The sequence below is a fragment of the Stenotrophomonas sp. PS02289 genome, from assembly GCF_029960115.1.
Taxonomy (GTDB): domain Bacteria; phylum Pseudomonadota; class Gammaproteobacteria; order Xanthomonadales; family Xanthomonadaceae; genus Stenotrophomonas.
The window spans coordinates 1-22464 of the sequence record NZ_JASCOZ010000071.1 but is presented as its reverse complement, the minus strand read 5'-3'; the positions used below and the strand labels follow the sequence as shown (position 1 = coordinate 22464).

The window sequence follows — 22464 nt, the reverse complement described above, 5'->3', positions numbered from 1 at the left end:
CCCCTCCCGCCCCGCGTACACCTCGCAACCCCCCCGGCCCCGCCCCCCGGGGGCCCCTGACCGGTCGTAGTGCCGGGCGATGCCCGGCAACAACCTTCCCCAATTTGGGCCCTCGCCTTTCCCATGAATGCCATCGCCCAGCCTGTACCTGCACCATCCACGCGCGACCTGCGTGATGCCCGCAACGACAAGATCTTCAAAGCGGTCCTGGTCACCACGGTTGTCCTGGTCCTGATCGCACTGGCCTGCGCGGCACTGTCGATGCTGTGGGGCGGCCGTCATGCCCTGCAGGAGCAGGGCCTGAGCTTCTTCTATTCCTCCGACTGGAATCCGGTGGAAAACAAGTTCGGTGCGTTGGCACCGATCTACGGCACCCTGGTCACCGCCCTGATCGCGATGCTGATCGCGGTGCCGGTGAGCTTCGGTATCGCCTTCTTCCTGACCGAAGTGGCTCCGCGCTGGATGCGCGGCCCGGTCGGTACCGCCATCGAACTGCTGGCGGGCATCCCCTCGATCATCTACGGCATGTGGGGCCTGTTCGTGCTGGTCCCGGTGATGACCGAGTACGTCACCCCGACCCTCAACGAGACCCTGGGCGAATGGCCGATCATCGGTCCGCTGTTCCAGGGCCCGCCGCTGGGCATCGGTGTGCTCACCGCCGGTTTCGTGCTGGCAATCATGGTCATTCCGTTCATCTCCTCGGTGATGCGCGAAGTGTTCCTGACCGTACCGACCCGCCTGAAGGAATCGGCCTACGCGCTGGGTTCGACCAAGTGGGAAGTCAGCTGGGACATCGTGCTGCCCTACACCCGCTCGGCGGTGATCGGCGGCGTGTTCCTCGGCCTGGGCCGTGCGCTGGGTGAAACCATGGCCGTGGCCTTCGTGATCGGCAACAGCGTGCGCCTGTCGCCGTCGCTGCTGGAACCGGGCACCACCATCGCCGCGCTGATCGCCAACGACTTCGGTGAAGCCACCGAAACCTACCGTTCGGCACTGCTGCTGCTCGGCTTCGTACTGTTCATTGTGACCTTCGTCGTGCTGGCCATTGCCCGCCTGATGCTGATGCGCCTGGCCCGCAAGGAGGGCAACTGATGTCCACCGCCGCTGATTCGCTGTACCTGCGCCGTCGCATCGGCAACGTCATCGCCATCGGCCTGTCGGTCGCCACCGCGCTGTTCGGCCTGTTCTTCCTGGGCTGGATTCTGTGGACGCTGGCGGCCAAGGGCATGGCCGGGATCAACTGGAACCTGTTCACCCAGATGACCCCGCCGCCGATGCAGGAAGGCGGCCTGGCCAATGCCTTCTTCGGCAGCGCGGTGATGTGCGCGCTGGCCATTGCCATCGGCACCCCGCTCGGCGTGCTGGCCGGCACCTGGCTCGCCGAGTACGGCAACGCCCGCAAGGCCGGCACCGTGGTCCGCTTCGTCAATGACATCCTGCTGTCGGCACCGTCCATCGTGCTCGGCCTGTTCGTCTACACCCTGTACGTGATGCAGACCGGCGGCAACTTCTCGGCATTTGCCGGCGCGCTGGCACTGGCCTTCATCGTGCTGCCGGTGGTGGTGCGCACCACCGACGAAATGCTGCGCCTGGTGCCCTCGCAGATGCGCGAAGCGGCGCTGTCGTTAGGCATTCCGCAGTGGAAGGTGATCGTGCAGGTGCTGTACCGCAGCGCCTCGGCCGGTATCGTCACCGGCATCCTGCTGGCCCTGGCCCGTATTTCCGGCGAAACCGCACCGCTGCTGTTCACCGCCTTCGGCAACCAGTACTGGAACAGCAACGTGTTCCAGCCGATGGCCAGCGTGCCGGTGGTGATGAACCAGTTCGCCGGCAGCCCGTATGAATCCTGGCAGACCCTGGCCTGGGCCGGCGCACTCGTGCTGACCCTGTTCGTGCTGCTGGTAAGCCTTTCGGCGCGCGGCATCCTGCTGCGCAACCGTATCTCCCATGACTGACTTTTCCGCGGACATCGCCATGAACGATCTCACCAATGCCGTGCCGATGCAGCGCATCGCGGTGCCGGCTTCGCATGAATCCCTCGGCAACCCGGCCCCGATCAAGCTGGCCGCGCGTGGCCTGGATTTCTACTACGACAAGTTCCACGCGCTCAAGGACATCCACCTGGAGATTCCGGAAAAGCGTGTCACCGCGCTGATCGGTCCCTCCGGCTGTGGCAAGTCCACCCTGCTGCGCATCTTCAACCGCATCTACGCGCTCTACCCCAAGCTGGAAGCCAAGGGTGAGGTGCTGCTGGACGGTGAGAACATCCTGTCCCCGAAGTACCCGATGAACCGCCTGCGCAGCAAGGTCGGCATGGTGTTCCAGAAGCCGGTGCCGTTCCCGATGACCATCTTCGAGAACGTGGCCTACGGCATCCGCCACCACGAGAAGCTGTCCAAGGCGGACATGAACGTTCGCGTGGAGCAGGCACTGCGCCAGGGCGCGCTGTGGGATGAAGTGAAGGACAAGCTCAACCAGAGCGCGCTGGGCCTGTCCGGTGGTCAGCAGCAGCGTCTGTGCATTGCCCGCGCCGTGGCCCTGCGCCCGGACGTGCTGCTGCTGGACGAGCCGACCTCGGCGCTGGATCCGATCTCGACCAGCCGCATCGAACAGCTGGTGGAAGAGCTCAAGCACGATTACACCATCGTCATCGTCACCCACAACATGCAGCAGGCGGCGCGTGTCTCCGACTACACCGCTTTCATGTACCTGGGCGACCTGATCGAACACGACCGCACTGAAGTGATCTTCTCGCAGCCGAACAAGCAGCAGACCGAGGATTACATCACCGGGCGGTTTGGTTAAGGCATCCCCCCTCATTCAGCCGGGCAAGCCCGGCTCTACGGAAACCGACATGAGCATTCCCAACGACCACATCGTCAAGAGCTACGACGAAGAACAGCAGCGGCTGGTGGCCGAGATCGTGCGCATGGGCGAGATGGCCGTCGCCCAGCTCGAAGCCTCCATGGACGTCATCGAGAAGCGTGACGACCATGCGGCCCAGCGCATCATCGCCAACGACGAAGCCATCGACGCGCTCGAACAGCAGATCAGCCACGACGTGATGCGCCTGGCGCTGCGTGGGCCGATGGCGCGCGATCTGCGCGAAATCCTGGCCGGGCTGCGTATTCCGGCCGACATTGAACGCATTGGCGACTACGCCGCCAACGTCGCCAAGCGCTCGATCGCGCTCAGCAAGGCCCCGCCGCTGCCACAGATCCAGGGCCTGCGCGCGCTGGGTCGACTGGCTGCACAGCAGGTCCGCCGTGCCATTGAGGCCTACCGCGACAACGACGCGGCGGCCGCACTGGCGCTGCGCGACGACGACGCCCGCCTGGACGCGCAGTACACCGCGCTGTTCCGCGAGCTGCTGACCTACATGATGGAAGATCCGCGCAACATCACGCCCTGCACCCACCTGCTGTTCATGGCCAAGAACCTGGAACGCGTGGGCGACCATGCCACCAACATCGCCGAGAACGTGTGGTTCCTGGTGCATGGCGAGCAGGCCCTGCCGCCGCGCGAGAAGCGCGACGAAACCAGCAGCACCGGCCAGATCTGACCCTGCCAGCGCTGCACGTTACACGCCGTTACAGGCCGATACCGTGGTATCGGCCTTTTTAATTCCCTATTCAGCAAAAAAATCCCACTCTGGACCTGCGTTCCAACCGACGCGTCGCCCACAGAGGGATTGCCATGAAACGACTGATCGCCGCCTCGCTCGCCCTGAGTCTGCTGGCTGCCACGGGCTCGGCCTTCGCTGCCCGCGGCCATCATGACGACCGCAATCGCTACGACCGTCACGACCAGCGCCACGATCACCGCGACGACCACCGGGGTCCTTCGCATGGCCACGCCTACAAGGCCCCGCCGAAGCGCGGCGGCTACCTGCCCCGCGACCACCGTGGCAGCTATGTGCGCGACTACCATCGCCATGGTCTGCGTGCACCGGCACGCGGCCAGGAATGGCGCCAGGTCGATGGCCGTTACGTGCTGATTGCGGTTGCCACCGGCCTGATCGCCAACGTGGTGCTCAACGGCCGCTGATCCAGCAAACCTGCGCCTGCTGCACAACGCCGGGACCTCCCGGCGTTGTGCGTTTTGCGGCATGCTGGAGCCGTCCGGCTGCAGTGCGCGGCCTTCACCACCCGGAGCCCCTGATGACCTCTTCCACCAAGCGCGTTTCCCTGTTGACCTGTGCGGCCCTGGCCGGTGGCCTGGGCGTGGCCGGCACCGCCTCGGCGCTGTCGATGACCGACCTGGCCCAGGGCTATGCACTGGCCGCGCAGGCCGCACCGAAAACCGACGCCAAGGCGGCCGAGGGCAAGTGTGGTGAAGGCAAGTGCGGCAGCACGCACGCCAAGCCTGCCGACACCAAGCCCGCCGAAGGCAACGCCAAGCCTGCTGTGAAGCCTGCCCCCAAGCCGGCCGCCAAGCCCACCGCTGACAAGAAGGGCAGCGAAGGCAAGTGTGGCGAAGGCAAGTGCGGTGCCAAGCACTGACACCGCACATAGCCCACTGCCAACCACCGCAGTAGGGCTGGGTCTGCGGCGAGCGCTGCTCGACGACCTGGAACAGGCCGCGCCCGGCGATCTGGACTTTCTGGAGTGCGCACCGGAAAACTGGATCGGCCTGGGCGGAGTGTGGGCCGAGCGGCTTGGCGCGCTCAGCGCGCGCTACCCGCTGACCTGCCATGGGCTTTCGCTGTCGCTGGGCGGCAGCGCACCCTTGGATATGGCCTTCCTCGACCAGGTCGGTCGCTTCCTGCGCCAGTACAACGCGGTGCTGTACAGCGAGCACCTGAGTTACTGCAGCGACGACGGCCATCTGTACGACCTGCTGCCTTTGCCATTCACCGAGGAAGCCGTGCACCACACGGCTGCACGCATTCGCCAGGTACAGGACCGGCTGGGCAGACGCATTGCGGTCGAGAACGTGTCCACCTATCTCACCCCGCACGCGGCGATGAGCGAACTCGCGTTCACCCGCGCGGTGCTGGACGAGGCCGACTGCGACCTGCTGCTGGACGTGAACAACGTCTACATCAACGCCAGCAATCATGGCTTTGATGCAGCCGCCTTCATCGACGGCCTGCCGGCCGAACGCATTGTCTGCCTGCATGTGGCCGGCCACTACGACGACGGCGGCGCGGTGAAGATCGACACCCACGGCAGCCCGGTGATCGATCCGGTGTGGGATCTGCTGCAGCGCGCCTGTACTCGTTTTGGCCCGCGCCCCACGCTGCTGGAGCGCGACTTCAATTTTCCGCCCTTCGCGCAGTTGCGCCAGGAACTGCAGCAGATACGGCGCACATTGCGGGCAGCACCGCCGGCGGTGGCGGCATGAGCGTGCGCCTGCGCGAACAGCAGCATGCATTGACCGCCCACCTGCGCGACCCGCTGCACCACCCGGCACCGGAAGGACTGGATGAGGCCCGGCTGCAGGTCTATCGGGACCTGCTGTTCAACAACCTGCGTGCGCTGCTCGCCGGCAGCTTTCCGGTACTGCAGCAGGTACTGCAGGCCGATGAGTGGGACGGGGTGTGCCGGCGCTACCTCGTCGAGCACCGCTGCGTGTCGCCGTTGTTCACCGAAGTGGCGGCCGAGTTCGTCGCGTGGTTGCAGGACGCTCCCGGGCTGCCGCGTGCGTTCCTGGCCGAGCTGGCGCATTACGAGTGGGTTGAGCAGGCGTTGCAGGCCAGCGCGGAACGACCGCTGCCGGCCCCTTCAACCGCCCTCGATCCCTGGCAGGAGCCGCTGCGGGTGTCGCCGCTGGCCTGGGCACTGGGCTATCGCTGGCCGGTGCACCGGCTCGGCGCTGAGCATCAGCCAGCACATCCGCCGTCACAGCCGACCTTCCTGCTGGCACGACGCGTGACCGGCGGCGAGGTGGTGTTCTCCGAGCTCAGCGCGCTGGCCTGGCAACTGCTGGAGCAGATGGGCAACGGCCCGGCGCGCATCGGCCGGGATCACCTGCAGGTGCTGGCGCTGGAACAGGGCCTGCAGCCGGCTCAGATCGAGGCCGACGGACGCGCCCTGCTGGCGCAGATGCTCGCCGCTGGCGTGATCGGTGTGGCATGAGGCCGCCATATGGCCTCTGCTAAACTTCGCCCATGACCATTCCCCTGCCCCCGTCCACGGCCACGCCGGCGGACGCTGCCGCCACGCCGTCTCCTGCCCAGCGCCTGATGGCGACCCGCTTCCGGGGTTTTCTGCCGGTGGTGGTCGATGTGGAAACCGGTGGCTTCGACTGCCACCGGAACGCGCTGCTGGAGATCGCGGCGGTGCCCATCGAGATGGACGATGAGGGCCTGCTCTACCCCGGCGAGACCGCGAGTGCGCACGTGATTCCCGCCGAAGGTCTGGAAATCGACCCGAAGTCGCTGGAAGTCACCGGCATCATCCTCGACCACCCGTTCCGGCTGGCCAAGAGCGAGCGCGACGCGCTCGACCATGTATTCAATCCGGTCCGTGCGGCGATGAAGAAGTACGGTTGCCAGCGCGCGATCCTGGTCGGCCACAACGCGCACTTCGACCTGGGCTTCGTCAATGCGGCGGTGAACCGCGTCGGCCACAAGCGCAACCCGTTCCATCCGTTCAGCGTGTTCGACACGGTCACCCTGGCCGGCGTGGCCTACGGCCAGACCGTGCTGGCCCGCGCCGCGACCGCCGCCGGGTTGGGCTGGGACGCCAACGAGGCGCACAGCGCGGTGTATGACACCGAGCAGACCGCGAAGCTGTTCTGCACCATCGCCAACGCCTGGCCACGTCCCGCCGTTTGATTCCGGATTGACGCGCATCGCGCGTCAATCCGCATCAACCGATCGCCGTTCGGTCGCGACCTTCGCTCTTGGCGCGATAAAGCGCACGGTCGGCACGCTGGTACAACAGCATCGGCGTGCGATCCCCGGCATCGAGCTCCACCAGCCCGGCGCTGAAGGTCACCTTCAAGCCCGCGATGCCCGCCCAGTCCGGATGGTCGTGGAACAGCCCGCGCAGTCGCGCGCACACGTGCGCGGCTTCACCGAGGCGGGTGTCGTTGAGCAGCAGGGTGAACTCCTCGCCACCGGTACGCGCCGGCATGTCCGAATCGCGGCAGGCCGAGGCGATCAGACGCGCCACTTCCACCAGCACCACGTCGCCCACGCTGTGGCTGTGTTTGTCGTTCACTTCCTTGAAGTGGTCGATGTCCAGCACCACCAGGCACAGCGGATGGCCGCTGCGCTGGGAACGGGCGAAGTCGCGCGCCAGCGTCTCATCGAAGGCACGGCGGTTGGGCAGCCCGGTCAGCGCGTCTTCGCGCGCCTGCCGCTCGAACTGCTCGGACTGGAGCTTCAGTCGATCCGCCAGCTGGGTCTTTTCCTCATTCAACGCCTGCAGGCTGGCGGTCTGCGCCTGCAGGTCGCGGGTGGCCTCGTCGACCTTGCGCGCCAGGCGCAGGTTGCTGGCCTTGTAGCGGTCGATCAGATAGCGGTACAGCGCAATCAATCCGGCCAGCAGCAACAGTCCACCGATGATCTGCACACTGCGGCGCTGCCACAGGAAGGGTTCAACGGTGAACGACCAGGTCGCCTCGCTGCCGCTCCAGGTGCCGCCCGGATGCGCCGCCGAGACATGCAGGGTGTAGTCACCCGGCGGCAGGCCGATGAACTCGACGCTGCGCTGCTGACCACGCTCGATCCAGCCGCTGTCCAGACCGTCCAGACGGGTGCGGTACCGGATCCGCTCGGACATCAGATAACTCAGCCCGACGTAACTGATGCTCAGCCGCCCGCCGCCCGGCAGGGTGTTGTGATTGCCGCCCTGCCAGTGCAGCGGCACCCCGTCGACCAGCACCGACTCGATCACTGCCGGCGGCGCCAGGCGCTCACGGAAGCGCTGCAGGCGCAGCGGGTCGACCGTGCTCAAGCCGCCTGCGGTCACCACCCAGAAGGTGCCGTCCTGGCGCAGGATCGCCGAGGGCCCGGAACTGCCGTTGGCCTGCGAATTGGCCATGCCATCGATTTCGTTGTAATGCTCGACCTCGACGCGGCGCAGGCTGCCGTCCGCCACCCCGTTGAGCATCGCCATGTCGGTGCGCAGCACGCCGCGATTGCTGCTGATCCAGACGTTGCCGACCCGGTCGGGCACCAGCTGGAAGACGGTGTCCACCGGCATGCCCTGCTCCAGCCCGACCCGGGCCAGGCGGTTGTCCTGGTAGCGGTACAGGCCGCGGTCGGTGCTGATCCACATCGCATCGCCGATCTGCTGGAAACCAAACACGCTGCGTCCGCCGCCCAACGCCGCCAGGTCGATGGACTGCACGTGATCACCGCGCAGCACGCGCACGCCCTCAATCGTGCCGATCCACAGGTCGCCCTCGCCGTCGTGCGCCAGCGCGGTGATCAGGCCACCCGGCATGCCCGCTACCGTCGGCACGCTGACCCGATCGCCCTCGATCCGCGCCACGCCCTTCTGGGTGCCCGCCCAGACCACGCCATTGCGGTCCACGGCGATCGCCCGGATGTTGCCGCCCGGTACGCCCTGGGCTTCGCCAAACTGCCGCAGCGTGTGGCCCTGTGGGTCGAGCTGGAAGATGCCATCGCCGAAGGTGCCGGCCCAGAGGTCCTCATTGCGGCCCTGGGCCAGGCTCAGCACGGAAGGCGGCTTGCCGCCGCTGTTGCGCAGCCCGACCGGGTGGAACACGCCCTGCGCGTCACGCCGGTCCAGGCCACTGGCGCTGCCCACCCAGACCTGGCGCTGACGGTCTTCCAGCACCGTGCGGACGTAGTCGCCGCTGAGACCGTCGCGTTCGGTGAAGCTGCTGAACAGGGTTTCGCGCAGGCGGTACAGGCCCCCGTTGGCTCCGACCCAGATGCTGCCCTCGGCGTCCTCGCGCAGGCTCACCACCCGCCCGCCGGGCAGGTTGAGGCCGGCAGGCAGGCGCTCCAGACCGTGCCGCGACAGCCGCACCAGCCCCTGGTTCTCGGTGCCCAGCCACAGGTCGCCGTGGCGGTCCTGCAGCATGGCGGTGATGTGCTGGATGCCGCTGAGCTGATGCTGCAGTTCCGGCACACCGTCCACCATGCGGTAGATGCGGTCGCCGGCCACGATCCACAGCACGCCATCGGGCGCGCGGTACGGCCAGACCAGACTGCGGCCCAGGCCGAAGCTTTCCGGCGCACGCCGCAGCACGCCGTCGGTGCCACGGACGACCAGTCCGTTCAGCGTCCCCACCCACACCCGGTCCTGGGCGTCGACCACCAGCTTGGTGAAGCTCAGCGCCATCGGCACGCCGGGTGGCGGGGCTTCGTAGTGGAACTGGCCATCCGGCGACAGCGTGCCGATGCCGTTGCCTTCGTACAGCAGCCAGAGCTTGCCGTGGCTGTCCATCTGCATGGCCTGGATCAGCACCTGGGGGGCCGGCGGCCGGCGCTCGAACACCTGCCAGCGGCCATCGGCGCTGCGCCGGGTGACGTTGCCGCGCGAGTCGCTGATCCACAGCCCGCCGTTGCGGTCCACATACAGCGCACCGACCCCGTTGTCGCGCAGCCCGGGGCGGGTACTGCGGTCGAACACGGTGAAATCCAGGCCGTTGTAGCGCACCAGCCCTTCCCAGGTGGCGAACCACAGGTGGCCTTCCGGGGTCTGGGCGATGTCGCGCAGCGAGTTGTGCGGCAGGCCGTTGCGCGAGGTCCACACGTCGATGGCGTAGTCGCGCAGCGGTGGCGGACCGTCCTGGGCCTGGGCCACGGCTGGTGCGGCGACGAACAGGCACAGCCACAGCAGCGCCATCAGCAGGCGCTGCCGCAGGGTCTCAGGTTGTACCGGCCGCCACCGGGTGCCGCGCCCCCGTTCCGTCATCCGCACAGGCTCGGCGGAAGGCAGGTCAGGCGCGTCACGCGGGGGGCGTCGCCGGCGGAAATGGGCGCGCTCATGCAGCAGAAGCTGGCGTGGGGTTGCCAATAGTAGGCAAATCCGCGGCCCTTTGCTCTGTGAACGCTCAGCCGGGACGCTGGGCCTGGGCCCACGGCGGCAGCGGCCAGTGCACCACGGCCTCCAGACCGCCTTCGGGCACGTTGCGCAGGGTCAGCCGGGCACCGTCCTTTTCCGCCAGCGCGCGGGCGATGGTCAGGCCCAGTCCGGCCCCGCCGGTCTGGCGTGAACGGGAGGTCTCCAGCCGCACGAACGGATCGAACACCGCCTCCAGCTCATCCTCGGCCAATCCCGGCCCCCGGTCGCGGACGCGGACGGTCACCCCCTCGGCCCCCTGCTCCACCTGCACCTGGGCGCTGTGGCCATAGCTGATCGCGTTGTCGACCAGATTGGAGAACAGCCGGTGCATGGCCAGCGGGCGCAGCATCAGCACCGCGCCGCTGCCATGCGTGAAGCGGGCATCCGCACCCGCCTCGGCAGCGTCTTCGACGATGCTCTCCAGCAGCGAATCCAGATCCAGCGCGGCACGCTGCTCGGCGCTCTCCGCGCTGCGGGCCAGTTCCAGACCTTCCCGGATCAACGCCTGCATCGCCGCCAGGTCGCCGATCAGACGCTCGCGCAGGGCGTCGTCGGTGACATTTTCCAGCCGCAGCCGCAGCCGCGTGACCGGGGTCTGCAGGTCGTGGGTGATCGCCGCCAGCATCTGGGTCCGCTCCCCCAGCGTGCGCTGCAGGCGGGTCTGCATGACATTGAAGGCTTCGGCGGCGCGCTGCACCTCCAACGGGCCTGTCACCGGCATGGGCTCGCGCTGCAGGTCGTCGCCCAGTGCGGTTGCCGCGGCGGCCAACCGCTGCAACGGTGCACTGGCCATGCGCGCCACCACGTAGGCCAGCACGCCGATCGCCAGCACCAGCAGGGTCAGGAACAGCGGGTCCACCGCGAGAATGCCGTTATGCGCCACGGCCGGCGATTCCAGCGCCAGCGACAGCTGGGTGCCATCGCTGAGCGGCAGCTGCACCGCCCGGCACTTGGGCGGAATGAAGGCCGGATCACGCTCGTGCGGGGGCTTGCGCCGTGCCTGCGGCGGCGGCGGTGGCGGCAGCAGTTCCTGCGCCTTGGGCAGGCACGAGCGGAACGAGGTGAAATGCACCGTGGCATGCGCCACCGCGCCGGGGCGGTCTTCCAGCACCGCCATGAAGGCGGTGTCCTCGCGCCCCAGCCGGGCGTCCTCGGGCAGGCTGCGCACGGCCGGGCCGCCGACCTGCAGCAGGCGGTCGCGCAGCTCCGGGTCGCCGTCGAGCAGGTTGACGAAGCCCTGCAGCCGGTCGGCCAGGCGGTTGAGGTTCTGCCGCTCGAACTCCTGCTGGCGCTTGGCACCGGCCAGCATGGTCGCGCCGATGGCGGCCACGCTCATGCCCAGCAGCAGGATCACAAACAGACGCCCCACCATCGAGGCGAAGAAGCCGCGCAGACGATTCATTCCAGGGTAACTGCCGTGGCCAGCACGTAGCCTTCGTTGCGCACCGTCTTGATCAGCCCGTCACTGCCGCCATCACCGCCCAGCTTGTTGCGCAGACGGCTGACCTGCAGGTCGATGGCGCGGTCCTGCGACTCGTAGTTGCGGCCGCTGCTGAGCGAGACCAGCTGCTCGCGCGAGAGCACCTTGTTGGCGTGCCCGACGAACACCCGCAGCAGGCGGAACTCGGCACCGGACAACACCACCACCCGCCCGTCCGGATCGACCAGATGGCGGTGTTCCAGATCGAACGTCCACTGCGAGAAGCGCGCACGGCGGATCGCCAGCGGCTCTAGGTTGGCCGGCAGCGCCTCGGTCCGGCGCAGCACGTTGCGGATGCGGGCGAGCAGCTCGCGCGGCTCGAACGGTTTGCCCAGATAGTCGTCCGCGCCCATTTCCAGACCCAGCACGCGGTCGATCGGCTCGCTGCGCGCGGTCAGCATGATCACCGGCGTGCTCGAGCGAGCGCGCAGATCACGACACAGGGTCAAGCCGTCTTCGCGCGGCAGATTGAGGTCGAGCACGATCAGGTCGACGTGCTCGCGTTCGAGCACCTGGCGCATGCCGTGGCCGTCGCTGGCGGTGCTGACCTGATAGCCGGCGCGCCCCAGCTGCTCGGCCAGCAGTTGGCGGATGTCATTGTCGTCATCGACGATCAACAGGCGTTGCATCGTGGGTGTGGTCTCCATGCGTCCATGATCCCCTGTCGGGAGCTGAACCGCATCCTCGGATTTACGTCAGCGTGTTTCAAGCCATCCAGCTGATACACGACGACATGCGGTTCCTCGTCTGCGGTTACGTGCGGTTACACAACGAGCGTTGAGCCGGCGGACGCGGCTCTTCACAATGCTGACAACGCCGGATGCCGGCCCGCCGAGTTGACCCCCATCGTGAAGCCCCGCCTGCCCTCCTCCCGTCGCGGCCGCGTGCTGCTGTTGATCATCGCGGCCGTCGTTATCGCCGGCATTGTCGCATGGACCCTGCGCAAGCCTGCCGCCCCCACCCTGGCGACCAGCCCGGTGACCCGCGGCGACCTCGAACAGACGGTCGAAGCCACCGGCGTGATCGATGCCTACAAGCTGGTCAGCGTCGGTGCGCAGGCATCCGGCCAGATCAAGTCGCTGAAGGTGCAGCTGGGCGACACGGTGAAGGAAGGCGACCTGATCGCCGAGATCGACGCCACCACCCAGCAGAACCAGGTGCAGAACGCAGAAGCCTCGCTGGAACAGGTGCGCGCGCAGCGTGCAGTGCAGGTGGCCAGCCTGCGCGAAGCCGAGCTGGAGTTCGCCCGGCAGAAGCAGATGCTCGACGCTGAAGCGACCTCGCGTGCCGAATACGACAGCGCCGAAGCCCAGCTGAAGACCGCGCGTGCGCAGATCCAGTCGTATGACGCGCAGATCAAGGGGCGGGAAACCGAACTGGGCACGGCCCGCGCGAACCTGGCCTACACCCGCATCACTGCACCGATGGACGGCACCGTGGTCGCGGTGGTGGCCGAAGAAGGTCGCACCGTCAACGCCAACCAGACCGCGCCGACCATCGTGATGCTGGCGCGGCTGGACCTGGTGACTGTCAATGCCGAGGTGTCCGAGGCCGACGTGGTCAAGATCAAGGCCGGCATGCCGGTGTACTTCACCACCCTGGGCGACCCGGACCGCAAGTATCACGGCACCCTGCGCCAGATCAATCCGGCTCCGTCCTCGATTGCCAATGACAGCTCCAGCAGTTCCAGCTCGTCCAGTTCCAGTTCCAGTTCGGCGGTGTACTACAACGCCCTGTTCGACGTGGAAAACCCGGACGGCACCCTGCGCATCGACATGACCGCGCAGGTTTCGGTGATGCTCAAGCAGGCCAAGGGCGTGCTGACCGTGCCGTCGGTGGCGCTGGGCCCGAAGACCCGCGACGGCCAGTACATGGTGCGGGTGGTCGATGGCGACGGCCAGCCGGTGCCGCGCAAGGTCAAGATCGGCATCAACAACGGAGCCAACGCTGAAGTGCAGTCGGGCCTGGCCGAAGGCGACAAGGTCGTGGTCGGCGAAGGCGGCACCACGGCTTCCAGCAGCAGCGGCAACCGCGGCCCGCAGATCCGCATGGGTGGCCCGGGCATGGGGCCGCGTCGATGAAAGGCCCGACCTCCGCCACGCCGCTGCTGCGGCTGCGCGACCTGCGCCGTGAGTTTCCTGCAGGCGATGAAACCATCGCAGTGCTGCGCGACGTCAACCTGGACATCGCCGCAGGCGAGATGGTCGCCATTGTCGGCCAGTCGGGCTCGGGCAAGTCGACGCTGATGAACATCCTGGGCTGCCTGGACCGCCCGACGCGCGGCAGCTACCAGGTGGCCGGACGCGAGACCGGACGCATGCTGCCGGACGAACTGGCCGAACTGCGTCGCGAGCACTTCGGCTTCATCTTCCAGCGCTACCACCTGCTGGGTGATCTCGACGCGCGCGGCAACGTGGAAGTACCGGCGGTGTATGCCGGCAGTCCGGGGCCGGTGCGCAGCGCGCGCGCCGAGCAGCTGCTGCAGCGGCTGGGCCTGGGCGACCGCATGCAGCACAAGCCCGGCCAGCTGTCCGGCGGCCAGCAGCAGCGCGTGTCGATTGCACGTGCGCTGATGAACGGCGGCGAGGTGATCCTGGCCGACGAACCGACCGGTGCGCTGGACACGAAATCCGGCGAGGAAGTGATGGGCATCCTTGGCGAACTGCATGCCGAAGGCCACACCATCATCATCGTCACCCACGACATGAGCGTGGCCGAGCACGCCCAGCGCATCATCGAGATCCGCGACGGTGAGATCATCGCCGACCGTGCCAACGACAAGGCTCCGCACTACCGTGCGCAGCGCGCCGCGACCGTGGCGGCTGGCAAGGGCAACAGCTGGCGGGCCGCGCGCGACCGTTTCACCGAAGCGTTCCGCATGGCCCTGCTGGCAATGAACGCGCATCGTCTGCGCACCTTCCTGACCATGCTCGGGATCATCATCGGCATCGCCTCGGTGGTCTCGGTGGTGGCACTGGGCAATGGTTCGCAGCAGCAGATCCTGCAGAACATCAGCGCGCTGGGCACCAACACCATCGACGTCTATCCCGGCCGCGGCTTCGGCGACATGCGTTCGGGCCGGGTGCAGACGCTCAAGGCCAGCGACGCCGATGCCCTCGCCCACCAGAGTTACATCGACAGCGCCACGCCCAGCGTGTCCTCGTCGGTGACCGCCCGCTACCGCAACCAGTCGGCCACCGCCCAGGTCAGCGGCGTCGGCGAGCAGTACTTCCGGGTCAAGGGCGTAACCCTGAGCGCCGGCAGCTTCTTCGAGAATGATGCGGTGAAGGGGCTGGCACAGGTGGCGGTGATCGATGAGAACACCCGCACCCAGTTCTTCCCCAATGGAGAAGACCCGATTGGCCAGGTGATCCTGCTCGGCAACGTGCCCGTGCGCGTGGTCGGCGTCGCCAAGCCGCAGAGCTTCGGCTTTGGTGGCAGCACCAACCTCAGCGTGTGGGTGCCCTACACCACGGTGATGTCGCGCATGCTCGGCCAGAGCCATGTCTCCAGCATCACCGTGCGGGTGGACGACGCCACGCCGATGGACGCGGCGCAGGCGGCCATTTCCAAGCTGCTGATCATGCGCCACGGCACCGAGGACTTCTTCCTCAGCAACAGCGCCGAGATCCGCCAGACCATCGAGCAGACCACCCGCACGATGACCCTGCTGATCAGCGCCATCGCCGCCATCGCGCTGCTGGTGGGCGGGATCGGGGTGATGAACATCATGCTGGTCTCGGTCACCGAGCGCACCCGCGAAATCGGCGTGCGCATGGCGGTGGGCGCGCGGCAGAGCGACATCCGCCAGCAGTTCCTGATCGAAGCCGTGCTGGTCTGTCTGCTCGGCGGCCTGCTGGGTGTCGGCTTGTCGCTGCTGGTCGGCTGGTTGTTCGGCAAGTTCGCGCCGGACTTCCAGATGCTGTTCTCGACCGCCTCGATTGTTGCGGCGTTTGCCTGTTCGAGCCTGATCGGCGTGGCGTTTGGTTTCCTTCCGGCTCGCAATGCAGCCCAACTTGATCCTGTGGAGGCTTTGGCCCGCGAATGAACATGTCCCGTACTCCGATGCGCACCGTATTGGCTGGCTCGCTCGCGCTGCTGCTGTCGGCCTGTGCCAGTACCGGTCACTACCAGGTGGATGCGCCGACGGTGCCGGCCGCCTATGGCCGTGGCGATGCGCAGATCAACACGCCGACCGAAACCAGCACGCCCAGCACCGAGGTCGCGCGCACCGACGTGCGCCAGGACACCTGGTGGACCGGCTTCCAGGACCCGCGCCTGGACCGGGTGATCGACCGCGCCCTGCAGGCCAATACCGATCTGGCCTCCGCTGGTCTGGCCGTGCAGCGTGCCCGCCTGCAGGCCGGGCTGGCCGACAACAACCTGTGGCCGCAACCCTCGGGCAGCGTGAGCAGCAGCGGCAACCGCGCCATCGACCAGAGTGCGGACTGGAACCGGGGCAGCTCGGCCGGGGTCTCACTGCAGTGGGAAATCGACCTGTGGGGCCGGCTGCGCACCCAGCGCGACATCGCCCAGTGGGAAGCGCAGGCGACCGAAGAGGACCTGCAGAACACCGCCCTGCTGGTAATCAGCGACGTCGCCACGCAGTACTGGACGCTGGCCTTCCTCAACCAGTCCATCACCGCTGGCCAGGCCAACCTGGACCGACTCGAGCGCACCCGCGAACTGGTGCAGGCGCGCTTCGATGCCGGTGCGGTGTCGCGGCTGGAAGTCCGCCAGGCCAGCCAGAGCCTGGAAGCGCAGCGTTCGGCGCAGAGCGCGCTGGAACAGCAGCGGGTGGTCGCACGTAATGCACTGACCGTGCTGCTGGATGGCCAGCCATGGCCGCAGGCCGATGAGCCGCAGGTGCTGGAAAGCATCGGCAGCCCGCCGCTGGCCGAAGGCCTGCCCGCCGAGCTGCTGGGTCGCCGGCCGGACCTGCGCGCGGCCGAGCTGCGCCTGCGCAACAGCCTGAAGAACATCAAGGTCACTGCAACCAGCTACTACCCCGCGCTGAGCCTGAGCGGCAGCGTGAACAGCAGCGCGACCTCGCTGTCGGACGTGCTGAAGAATCCGGTGGCCACGCTCGGGGCCGGGTTGTCGCTGCCGTTCCTCAACATCCGCCAGGCGCAGCTGGACACGAAGGTCGCCGGAACGGACTACCAGATTGCCGCCAACAACTTCCGGCGCACGTTGTACACCGCGCTTTCAGAGGTGGACAACGCGTTGTCGGCGCGTACGCAGTTCGCCACACAGGTGGCGGCCTCGCAGGCATCGTATGACGAGGCGGTGGAGATCGAACGGATGTACGAGGTGCGCTACCGCGTCGGTGCGACCGATCTGCGGACGTGGCTGGAGGCGCAGCAGACCCGGCGCGATGCGGAATTGTCGCTGGCGTCGATCAAGCAGCGTCAGCTGATCAATGACGTGACGTTGTTCAAGGCATTGGGAGGTAGCGCGGGGTAACTCGCGCCAGAGGGTCAGCCGACCAGCGGTCGGCTGCCACCATCTATCGTTGGTCAGCCGCGCTGACGTACGGCCTCGAACAGGCTGACGCCGGCGGCGACCGACACGTTCAGGCTTTCGATGTCGCCCGGCATCGGAATCTTGACCAGGCCGTCGCAGTTTTCGCGGGTCAGGCGGCGCAGGCCGTCGGCTTCGCCGCCCAGCACCAGCGCCACGTTGCCCTTCAGGTCGATCGAATACAGCGAGGCGGTGGCTTCACCGGCCAGGCCGTAGATCCACACGCCCTGCTTCTGCAGGTCCTTCAGGCAGCGCGACAGGTTGGTCACCGCCACCACCGGAATGCGGTCGGCAGCACCGGCCGAGGTCTTGCGCACGGTGGCGTTCACCGTGGCCGACTTGTCCTTGGGAATGATCACCGCCGTGGCCCCTGCGGCGGCGGCGCTGCGCAGGCACGCCCCCAGGTTGTGCGGGTCCTGCACCTCGTCGAGGATCAGCAGCAGGGCCTTGCCTTCGGCGGCCGTCACCAGCCCTTCCAGCTCGTTTTCGCCGTAGGTGCGGGCGGCGGCATAGCGCGCCGCCACGCCCTGGTGGCGCACCGAACCGCCCACGCCGTCCAGCGCCTGGGTGTTCACCCGGCGCACGTCGATCCCCTTGCGGCGCGCGTTTTCCTCGATCTCGGTCAGCCGCGGATTCTTCGCGCCGGCCTCGATGAGCACTTCGCGGACGTTCTCGGCATCGTTTTCAATCGAGGAGGCGACGGCGTTGACGCCGACGATCCACTGGCTTTGCTTGCTCATTGCAGGGGGCGGGACCGGTGAGGGGGTGGTAATGGTAGAGCATCGGCGGGCGGGGTGCCCGTCAGCGCGGCCAGCGGCTCGTATCGCGGTCCGGATGCTGGTGCGATATCAGGGTCGCCAGCCGCTCAGCATCCGGGTCATCCTCGGCCAGAATCACCTCCAGGCCCTCCAGATGGTCGACAAACGGCAGTTTGGACTCGGTGCCGTACTGGACCGTGGGCGGCAGCCGTTCAGGCTGGTCGAAGGCCCCGGCCGCCACGGCCATGCCGTCGTCCCCTTCATAGGTCAACGGCGTGCCACAGTCGGCGCAGAACCCCCGGCGGAAATGGTTGGACGACTGGAACCGGCGCGGCTCGCCCCGGGTCCACTGGAAATCCGCCCCGCGTACCGAGACCAGCGGTGCGTAGTAGGCACCGAAGGCTTTCTGGCACATGCGGCAGTGGCAGATGGAACGGTCCGGCAGCGCGCCACGGACATGGAAGCGGATCGCGCCGCATTGGCAGCCGCCGGAGAATTCAGGAACGGGGTTCATGGGTGAGGCCTCCGTTATGTTCCCCGTAGAGCCACGCCCTGCGTGGCTGCACGGGAATCCATCAATACTTCTGCTTCTGGCGCTTGGCCGGCTGCCCACGCGGCGGCAATTCCGGCACCGCGTCGTCCTTGTCTTTATCCTCCACCAGCCGGAAGTCGATCTTGCGCTCCTCCATGCTGGCCTTCAGCACCAGAATGCGCACCCGGTCACCCAGACGGTAACTGGTACCCCGGCGTTCGCCGGTCAGCGTCTTGCGGGTGGCGTCGAACTGGTAATAGTCGTGCGGCAGCTGGGTCACATGGACCAGCCCGTTGACCTTGGACTCGTCCAGTTCCACGAACAACCCGAAGCTGGTCACGCCACTGATCACGCCGTCGAACTTGCCGCCAACGTGCTTTTCCATCCACGCCGCGCGGTAGCGCTCGTCGACCTCGCGCTCGGCCTCGTCGGCACGGCGCTCGCGTTCGGAGCACAGCAGGGTCAGCTTGGCCATTTCGCGCTGCGAGTACAGGTACTTGTCCACCGGCTTGCCGGTGAGCGCGTACTTGATCGCGCGGTGCACCAGCAGGTCCGGGTAGCGGCGGATCGGCGAGGTGAAGTGGGCATAGGCGTCCAGCGCCAGACCGAAGTGGCCCAGGTTCTCGGCCGAGTACACCGCCAGGCTCTGGCTGCGCAGCAGCACCGATTCCAGCAGCGCCGCGTCCGGGCGCTCGCGCACCTTCTTCAGCAGCTTGGTGTAGTCGCCCGGCTGCACCTTGGCGTAAGGCGGCAGACTCAGCTTGAACTCCTTCAGGAACTCCTGCAGGTCTTCAAACTTCGATTCAGGCGGCTTCTCATGGTCACGATACGGGGCCGGCACGTGCTTGCTGATCAGGTAGCGCGCCGCCTGCACATTGGCCGCGATCATGCATTCCTCGATCAGCTTGTGCGCGTCGTTGCGCACCAGCATGCCCGCCTGGGTGACCTGGCCGGTGTTGTCGAGAATGAAGCGCACTTCCGAGCTTTCAAACTCGATCGCGCCGCGCTTGGTGCGCGCCTTGGCAAACACCTTGTACAGCTGGTGCAGGCGTTCCACCTGCGGCAGCAGCGGGCCAATCGCCGCGCGTGCGGCCGGATCGTTCTCGCCCACCGCCTGCCAGACCTGGGTGTAAGTCAGGCGCGCATGCGAATTCATCACTGCTTCGTAGAAGCGCGAATGCGCCACTTCGCCATCACGGCCCACCTGCATGTCGCAGACAAAGCACATGCGGTCGACCTTCGGCATCAGCGAGCAGATGCCGTTGGAGAGGGTCTCCGGCAGCATCGGCACCACGAAGCCCGGGAAGTAGACCGAGGTCGCACGCTTCTGCGCTTCCTCGTCCAGCGGGGTACCGGGGCGGACGTAGTTGGAGACATCGGCAATCGCCACAATCAGGCGGAAGCCGTCTTCGTTGGGTTCGCAGTAGACCGCGTCGTCGAAGTCCTTGGCGTCTTCGCCGTCGATGGTGACCAGCGGCGTGCTGCGCAGATCGACGCGACCGCCGATCATGCCCGGCTCCACGGTCAGCGGTACCGCGGCCGCTTCGTCCAGCACTTCCTGCGGGAACTCGAACGGCAGCTCATGGCCGTGGATGGCGGTTTCCACCACCAGCGAGGCGGTCAGCTTGTCGCCCAGCACCGCGATGATGCGACCGATCGGCGGCCGGCGCGTGTCCGGAGCCTGGGTCAGTTCGCACACCACCAGCTGGCCATCGCGGGCGTCGCCGGTCTGGTCGGGCGGAATCTGCACGTTGCGCTGGATGCGCTTGTCATCCGGCACGACGTAGCTGATGCCGAACTCGACGCTGAAGCGGCCGATCAGGCGTGTCATGCCGCGCTCGAGCACACGGGCGATGCTGCCCTCGCGGCGGCCACGGCGGTCGATGCCGGTCACGTTGGCCAGCACGCGGTCGCCGTGCAGCACCTTGCGCATTTCATAGGGGGCCAGAAACAGGTCGTCGCCGCCTTCCACCGGGCGCAGGAAGCCGAACCCTTCCGGGTTGGCGATGACCACACCGGTGATCAGGTTGGTGGCCTGCACCGGGGCGAAGCCGCCACGGCGGTTCTGCACCAGCTGGCCATCGCGCACCATCGCGCCCAGGCGCTTGCCCAGCGCGTCGGCGCGGTCGGGTTCGGTCAGGCCCAGCTGAGCGCCGATTTCCTCGGCGGTCTGCGGCCCGTCGCAGCGGTCCAGCAGCTGCAGGATGGCCTCGCGGCTGGCGATCGGCTGGGCGTAGCGCTCGGCCTCGCGCGCGGCGAACGGGTCGTCATAGCCCGGTGCCGCCCCCTGCTGAGGGTGCGGATTGCGGCGGGTGGGTACGGGGACCCCGGTGCCTGGCTTGGGGCCGGCACGCTTGCCGCTGCGCGGCGGGGCGGGATTCTGCAGGGACTCGGGCATCCAGGGCGGCAGCTTGCCGGGCTTGGCAGCGGCGCGGGACTTGCCCGACGGACCAGCACCCTTCTTGGGGGCTGGAGACTTGGGGGCTTTCGCGCCCCGGGTCGGTTTCTTCGTTTTCATTGACCTTTATGGTAACCGCTGGCGGTGTGCATAACGGGTCATCAGCGACACGTATGCAGTTTTGTGAAGAAAGTGCAAAAAAGCGTTGACAGCCCCCGGATGCTTCCGCATAATTCGCCGCCTGAGTCGCCCAGGTGGCGGAATTGGTAGACGCACTAGCTTCAGGTGCTAGCGGGGGCAACTTCGTGGAGGTTCGAGTCCTCTCCTGGGCACCATGACTCAGTAAATGATCAAACCCGCGCAAGCGGGTTTTTTCGTTTCTGGCCTTACCCCTCCGGGTCGAAGTACTCGCGCGCCAACCCGTCGCGCCCGGGGAAGTACTTGAACCACGGCCGCGCCCCGTCCACGACGGCCGCCACCGCCGGATGCGCCATCAGCCGCTCGAAGTACGCCTGGAGATTCACCACCTCCTCGGGCAGCGGCACATAAGCCACCGCATAGAACAGCGCCGGGGCAACCGCGCAATCGGCCATCGAGAAGTCAGCACCGGCCAGCCACCCACCGCCCTGCAGCTGACGATCCAGCACCGCGTAACTCTTCAACAACATCTGGCGGGCGTCGTCCGCAGCCGCCTCACTGCCCTGCCCCGCAGGTTTCAGCCTTTCGGCGGTCAGCGCCTGCATCGGCGTCATGACATAGAAGTCCGAGAACCTATCCCAGAAGCGCACGTCGAGCGCGGCCTCGGCACTTTCCGGAATCAGCCGCGCGCCCTCGGTAGCGAGATGCAGTTGCAGGTACTCGATGATGATGCTGGTTTCAGCCACCCGGCTATCGCCATGTTCCAGCAGCGGCATCTTGCCCATGGGTGAGAGCTCGGCGAAGGCGGCACGCACGGCGGGGTCGCCGAGGTTCAGAAAGCGCTCCTCCAGCGTCACGCCGAGTACTCGGGTGGCGATCAGCACCTTCTGGCAGCAGGACGACAACGGGTGGACGTGCAGGACGGGCATGGCCATCGGAGTTCCGGTCGGTCGTGGTGCATCGAGTATCGCAAAATCCGTTGACAGCTCCCGAATGCTTCCCCATAATTCGCGGCCTGAGTCGCCCAGGTGGCGGAATTGGTAGACGCACTAGCTTCAGGTGCTAGCGGGGGCAACTTCGTGGAGGTTCGAGTCCTCTCCTGGGCACCATGACTCAGTAAATGATCAAACCCGCGAAAGCGGGTTTTTTCGTTTCTACGCAACGCTCAATCGATGTTGGTGCTGATTGCGAAATGTTGTTGACACAATCGAGGTTGTCCCGCACAATTCGTCTCCTGAGTCGCCCAGGTGGCGGAATTGGTAGACGCACTAGCTTCAGGTGCTAGCGGGGGCAACTTCGTGGAGGTTCGAGTCCTCTCCTGGGCACCATGACTCAGTAAATGATCAAACCCGCGAAAGCGGGTTTTTTCGTTTCTGGCGTTTGGAGTACACGTGCTGCTGCGATTGCACGCGTTACGTGTCGCCGGGCGTTGCCCGGCTGCTGTTGGATTTGGGCGAACAGCCTTCGGTTCATGGCTCCCTTGGGTTGGCGGATCGGGATGGGCGTTCCGGGGGACGCTGCAAGTACGTCCATGTAAGCTCGGTCGCCGCATCCATGCGGCTCACGCCCCCTCCAGCCCACCCCGACCCGCCATCGACAGTGCGTCGGTGGCCATCGAAGATCAGAAGCACGCGGGCTTGGTC

At 66.9% G+C, this 22464-nt stretch carries 19 protein-coding genes and 3 tRNA genes; 15 read left to right on the top strand and 7 right to left on the bottom strand.

Translation table 11 applies throughout. The features are described from left to right. The first annotated feature begins 123 nt into the window (after positions 1-123). The 9 genes from pstC to rnt all read left to right on the top strand — a co-directional run bounded on the left by pstC (position 124) and on the right by rnt (position 6781). Positions 124-1092: a phosphate ABC transporter permease subunit PstC gene (gene pstC / locus QMX83_RS11650; protein ID WP_282296790.1), complete on the top strand. Its 969-nt coding sequence runs from the start codon at positions 124-126 to the stop codon at positions 1090-1092. Continuing rightward, the gene (gene pstA, locus QMX83_RS11645) at positions 1092-1955 is read left to right on the top strand and encodes a phosphate ABC transporter permease PstA (protein WP_282296789.1); all 864 of its coding nucleotides are present in this window, start codon (positions 1092-1094) and stop codon (positions 1953-1955) included. The genes pstC and pstA overlap by 1 nt, the downstream gene beginning before the upstream one ends. 19 nt (positions 1956-1974) lie before the next feature. Beyond that, the gene (pstB, locus tag QMX83_RS11640; protein WP_125359172.1) at positions 1975-2805 is read left to right on the top strand and encodes a phosphate ABC transporter ATP-binding protein PstB; all 831 of its coding nucleotides are present in this window, start codon (positions 1975-1977) and stop codon (positions 2803-2805) included. 49 nt (positions 2806-2854) lie between these two features. After that, entirely contained in the window at positions 2855-3562 is a 708-nt protein-coding gene (gene phoU, locus QMX83_RS11635) for a phosphate signaling complex protein PhoU (protein WP_125359163.1), read from the top strand. Between the two features lie 134 nt (positions 3563-3696). After that, complete coding sequence (locus tag QMX83_RS11630; protein WP_282296788.1) at positions 3697-4047, top strand: RcnB family protein; 351 nt, start codon at positions 3697-3699, stop codon at positions 4045-4047. Between the two features lie 113 nt (positions 4048-4160). After that, entirely contained in the window at positions 4161-4502 is a 342-nt protein-coding gene (locus tag QMX83_RS11625; RefSeq protein WP_282296787.1) for a hypothetical protein, read from the top strand. Then, complete coding sequence (locus QMX83_RS11620) at positions 4489-5346, top strand: DUF692 domain-containing protein (protein WP_282296786.1); 858 nt, start codon at positions 4489-4491, stop codon at positions 5344-5346. Before QMX83_RS11625 ends, QMX83_RS11620 begins: the two co-directional genes overlap by 14 nt. Beyond that, positions 5343-6080 carry a putative DNA-binding domain-containing protein gene (locus QMX83_RS11615; RefSeq protein ID WP_282296785.1) on the top strand — a complete coding sequence of 246 codons (738 nt, stop codon included), beginning with the start codon at positions 5343-5345 and terminating at the stop codon, positions 6078-6080. Before QMX83_RS11620 ends, QMX83_RS11615 begins: the two co-directional genes overlap by 4 nt. Positions 6081-6187: 107 nt before the next feature. Further along, on the top strand, positions 6188-6781 hold the full coding sequence (gene rnt, locus QMX83_RS11610) for a ribonuclease T (RefSeq protein ID WP_282296793.1): 594 nt from the start codon (positions 6188-6190) through the stop codon (positions 6779-6781). 34 nt (positions 6782-6815) lie between these two features. On the opposite strand, the gene QMX83_RS11605 is transcribed toward rnt, so the two are convergent. The 3 genes from QMX83_RS11605 to QMX83_RS11595 all read right to left on the bottom strand — a co-directional run bounded on the left by QMX83_RS11605 (position 6816) and on the right by QMX83_RS11595 (position 12119). Then, positions 6816-9773 carry a ligand-binding sensor domain-containing diguanylate cyclase gene (locus QMX83_RS11605; protein ID WP_282296791.1) on the bottom strand — a complete coding sequence of 986 codons (2958 nt, stop codon included), beginning with the start codon at positions 9771-9773 and terminating at the stop codon, positions 6816-6818. A 208-nt stretch (positions 9774-9981) separates the two neighbouring features. Then, the gene (locus QMX83_RS11600; protein WP_282296784.1) at positions 9982-11394 is read right to left on the bottom strand and encodes an ATP-binding protein; all 1413 of its coding nucleotides are present in this window, start codon (positions 11392-11394) and stop codon (positions 9982-9984) included. Beyond that, on the bottom strand, positions 11391-12119 hold the full coding sequence (locus QMX83_RS11595) for a response regulator transcription factor (protein ID WP_282296783.1): 729 nt from the start codon (positions 12117-12119) through the stop codon (positions 11391-11393). The genes QMX83_RS11600 and QMX83_RS11595 overlap by 4 nt, the downstream gene beginning before the upstream one ends. Before the next feature lie 201 nt (positions 12120-12320). Here QMX83_RS11595 and QMX83_RS11590 point away from each other — a divergent pair, with 201 nt between their 5' ends. The 3 genes from QMX83_RS11590 to QMX83_RS11580 are packed head-to-tail and all read left to right on the top strand — an operon-like array spanning position 12321 to position 16938. After that, the gene (locus QMX83_RS11590) at positions 12321-13553 is read left to right on the top strand and encodes an efflux RND transporter periplasmic adaptor subunit (protein ID WP_282296782.1); all 1233 of its coding nucleotides are present in this window, start codon (positions 12321-12323) and stop codon (positions 13551-13553) included. Further along, on the top strand, positions 13550-15520 hold the full coding sequence (locus QMX83_RS11585) for a MacB family efflux pump subunit (RefSeq protein ID WP_282296781.1): 1971 nt from the start codon (positions 13550-13552) through the stop codon (positions 15518-15520). The genes QMX83_RS11590 and QMX83_RS11585 overlap by 4 nt, the downstream gene beginning before the upstream one ends. Before the next feature lie 2 nt (positions 15521-15522). Next, positions 15523-16938, top strand: coding sequence for a TolC family protein (locus QMX83_RS11580; RefSeq protein WP_282296780.1), 1416 nt, complete (start codon positions 15523-15525; stop codon positions 16936-16938). Positions 16939-16991: 53 nt separating this feature from the next. On the opposite strand, the gene rlmB is transcribed toward QMX83_RS11580, so the two are convergent. The 3 genes from rlmB to rnr form a co-directional block, all read right to left on the bottom strand. Next, a complete protein-coding gene (rlmB, locus tag QMX83_RS11575; RefSeq protein ID WP_282296779.1) occupies positions 16992-17735 on the bottom strand; it encodes a 23S rRNA (guanosine(2251)-2'-O)-methyltransferase RlmB in 744 nt (247 codons plus the stop codon). A gap of 61 nt (positions 17736-17796) precedes the next feature. Further along, a complete protein-coding gene (locus QMX83_RS11570) occupies positions 17797-18267 on the bottom strand; it encodes a GFA family protein (protein WP_282296778.1) in 471 nt (156 codons plus the stop codon). 61 nt (positions 18268-18328) lie between these two features. After that, positions 18329-20803 carry a ribonuclease R gene (rnr, locus tag QMX83_RS11565; protein WP_282296777.1) on the bottom strand — a complete coding sequence of 825 codons (2475 nt, stop codon included), beginning with the start codon at positions 20801-20803 and terminating at the stop codon, positions 18329-18331. Positions 20804-20931: 128 nt separating this feature from the next. On the opposite strand from rnr, the gene QMX83_RS11560 reads away from it, so the two are divergent. Continuing rightward, positions 20932-21018: transfer RNA gene (locus QMX83_RS11560), tRNA-Leu, on the top strand. Positions 21019-21069: 51 nt separating this feature from the next. Here QMX83_RS11560 and QMX83_RS11555 read toward each other — a convergent pair. Beyond that, the gene (locus tag QMX83_RS11555) at positions 21070-21756 is read right to left on the bottom strand and encodes a glutathione S-transferase family protein (RefSeq protein WP_282296776.1); all 687 of its coding nucleotides are present in this window, start codon (positions 21754-21756) and stop codon (positions 21070-21072) included. An 87-nt stretch (positions 21757-21843) separates the two neighbouring features. Here QMX83_RS11555 and QMX83_RS11550 point away from each other — a divergent pair. Further along, positions 21844-21930: transfer RNA gene (locus QMX83_RS11550), tRNA-Leu, on the top strand. Positions 21931-22062: 132 nt separating this feature from the next. Beyond that, positions 22063-22149: transfer RNA gene (locus QMX83_RS11545), tRNA-Leu, on the top strand. The last annotated feature ends 315 nt before the right edge of the window (positions 22150-22464 follow it).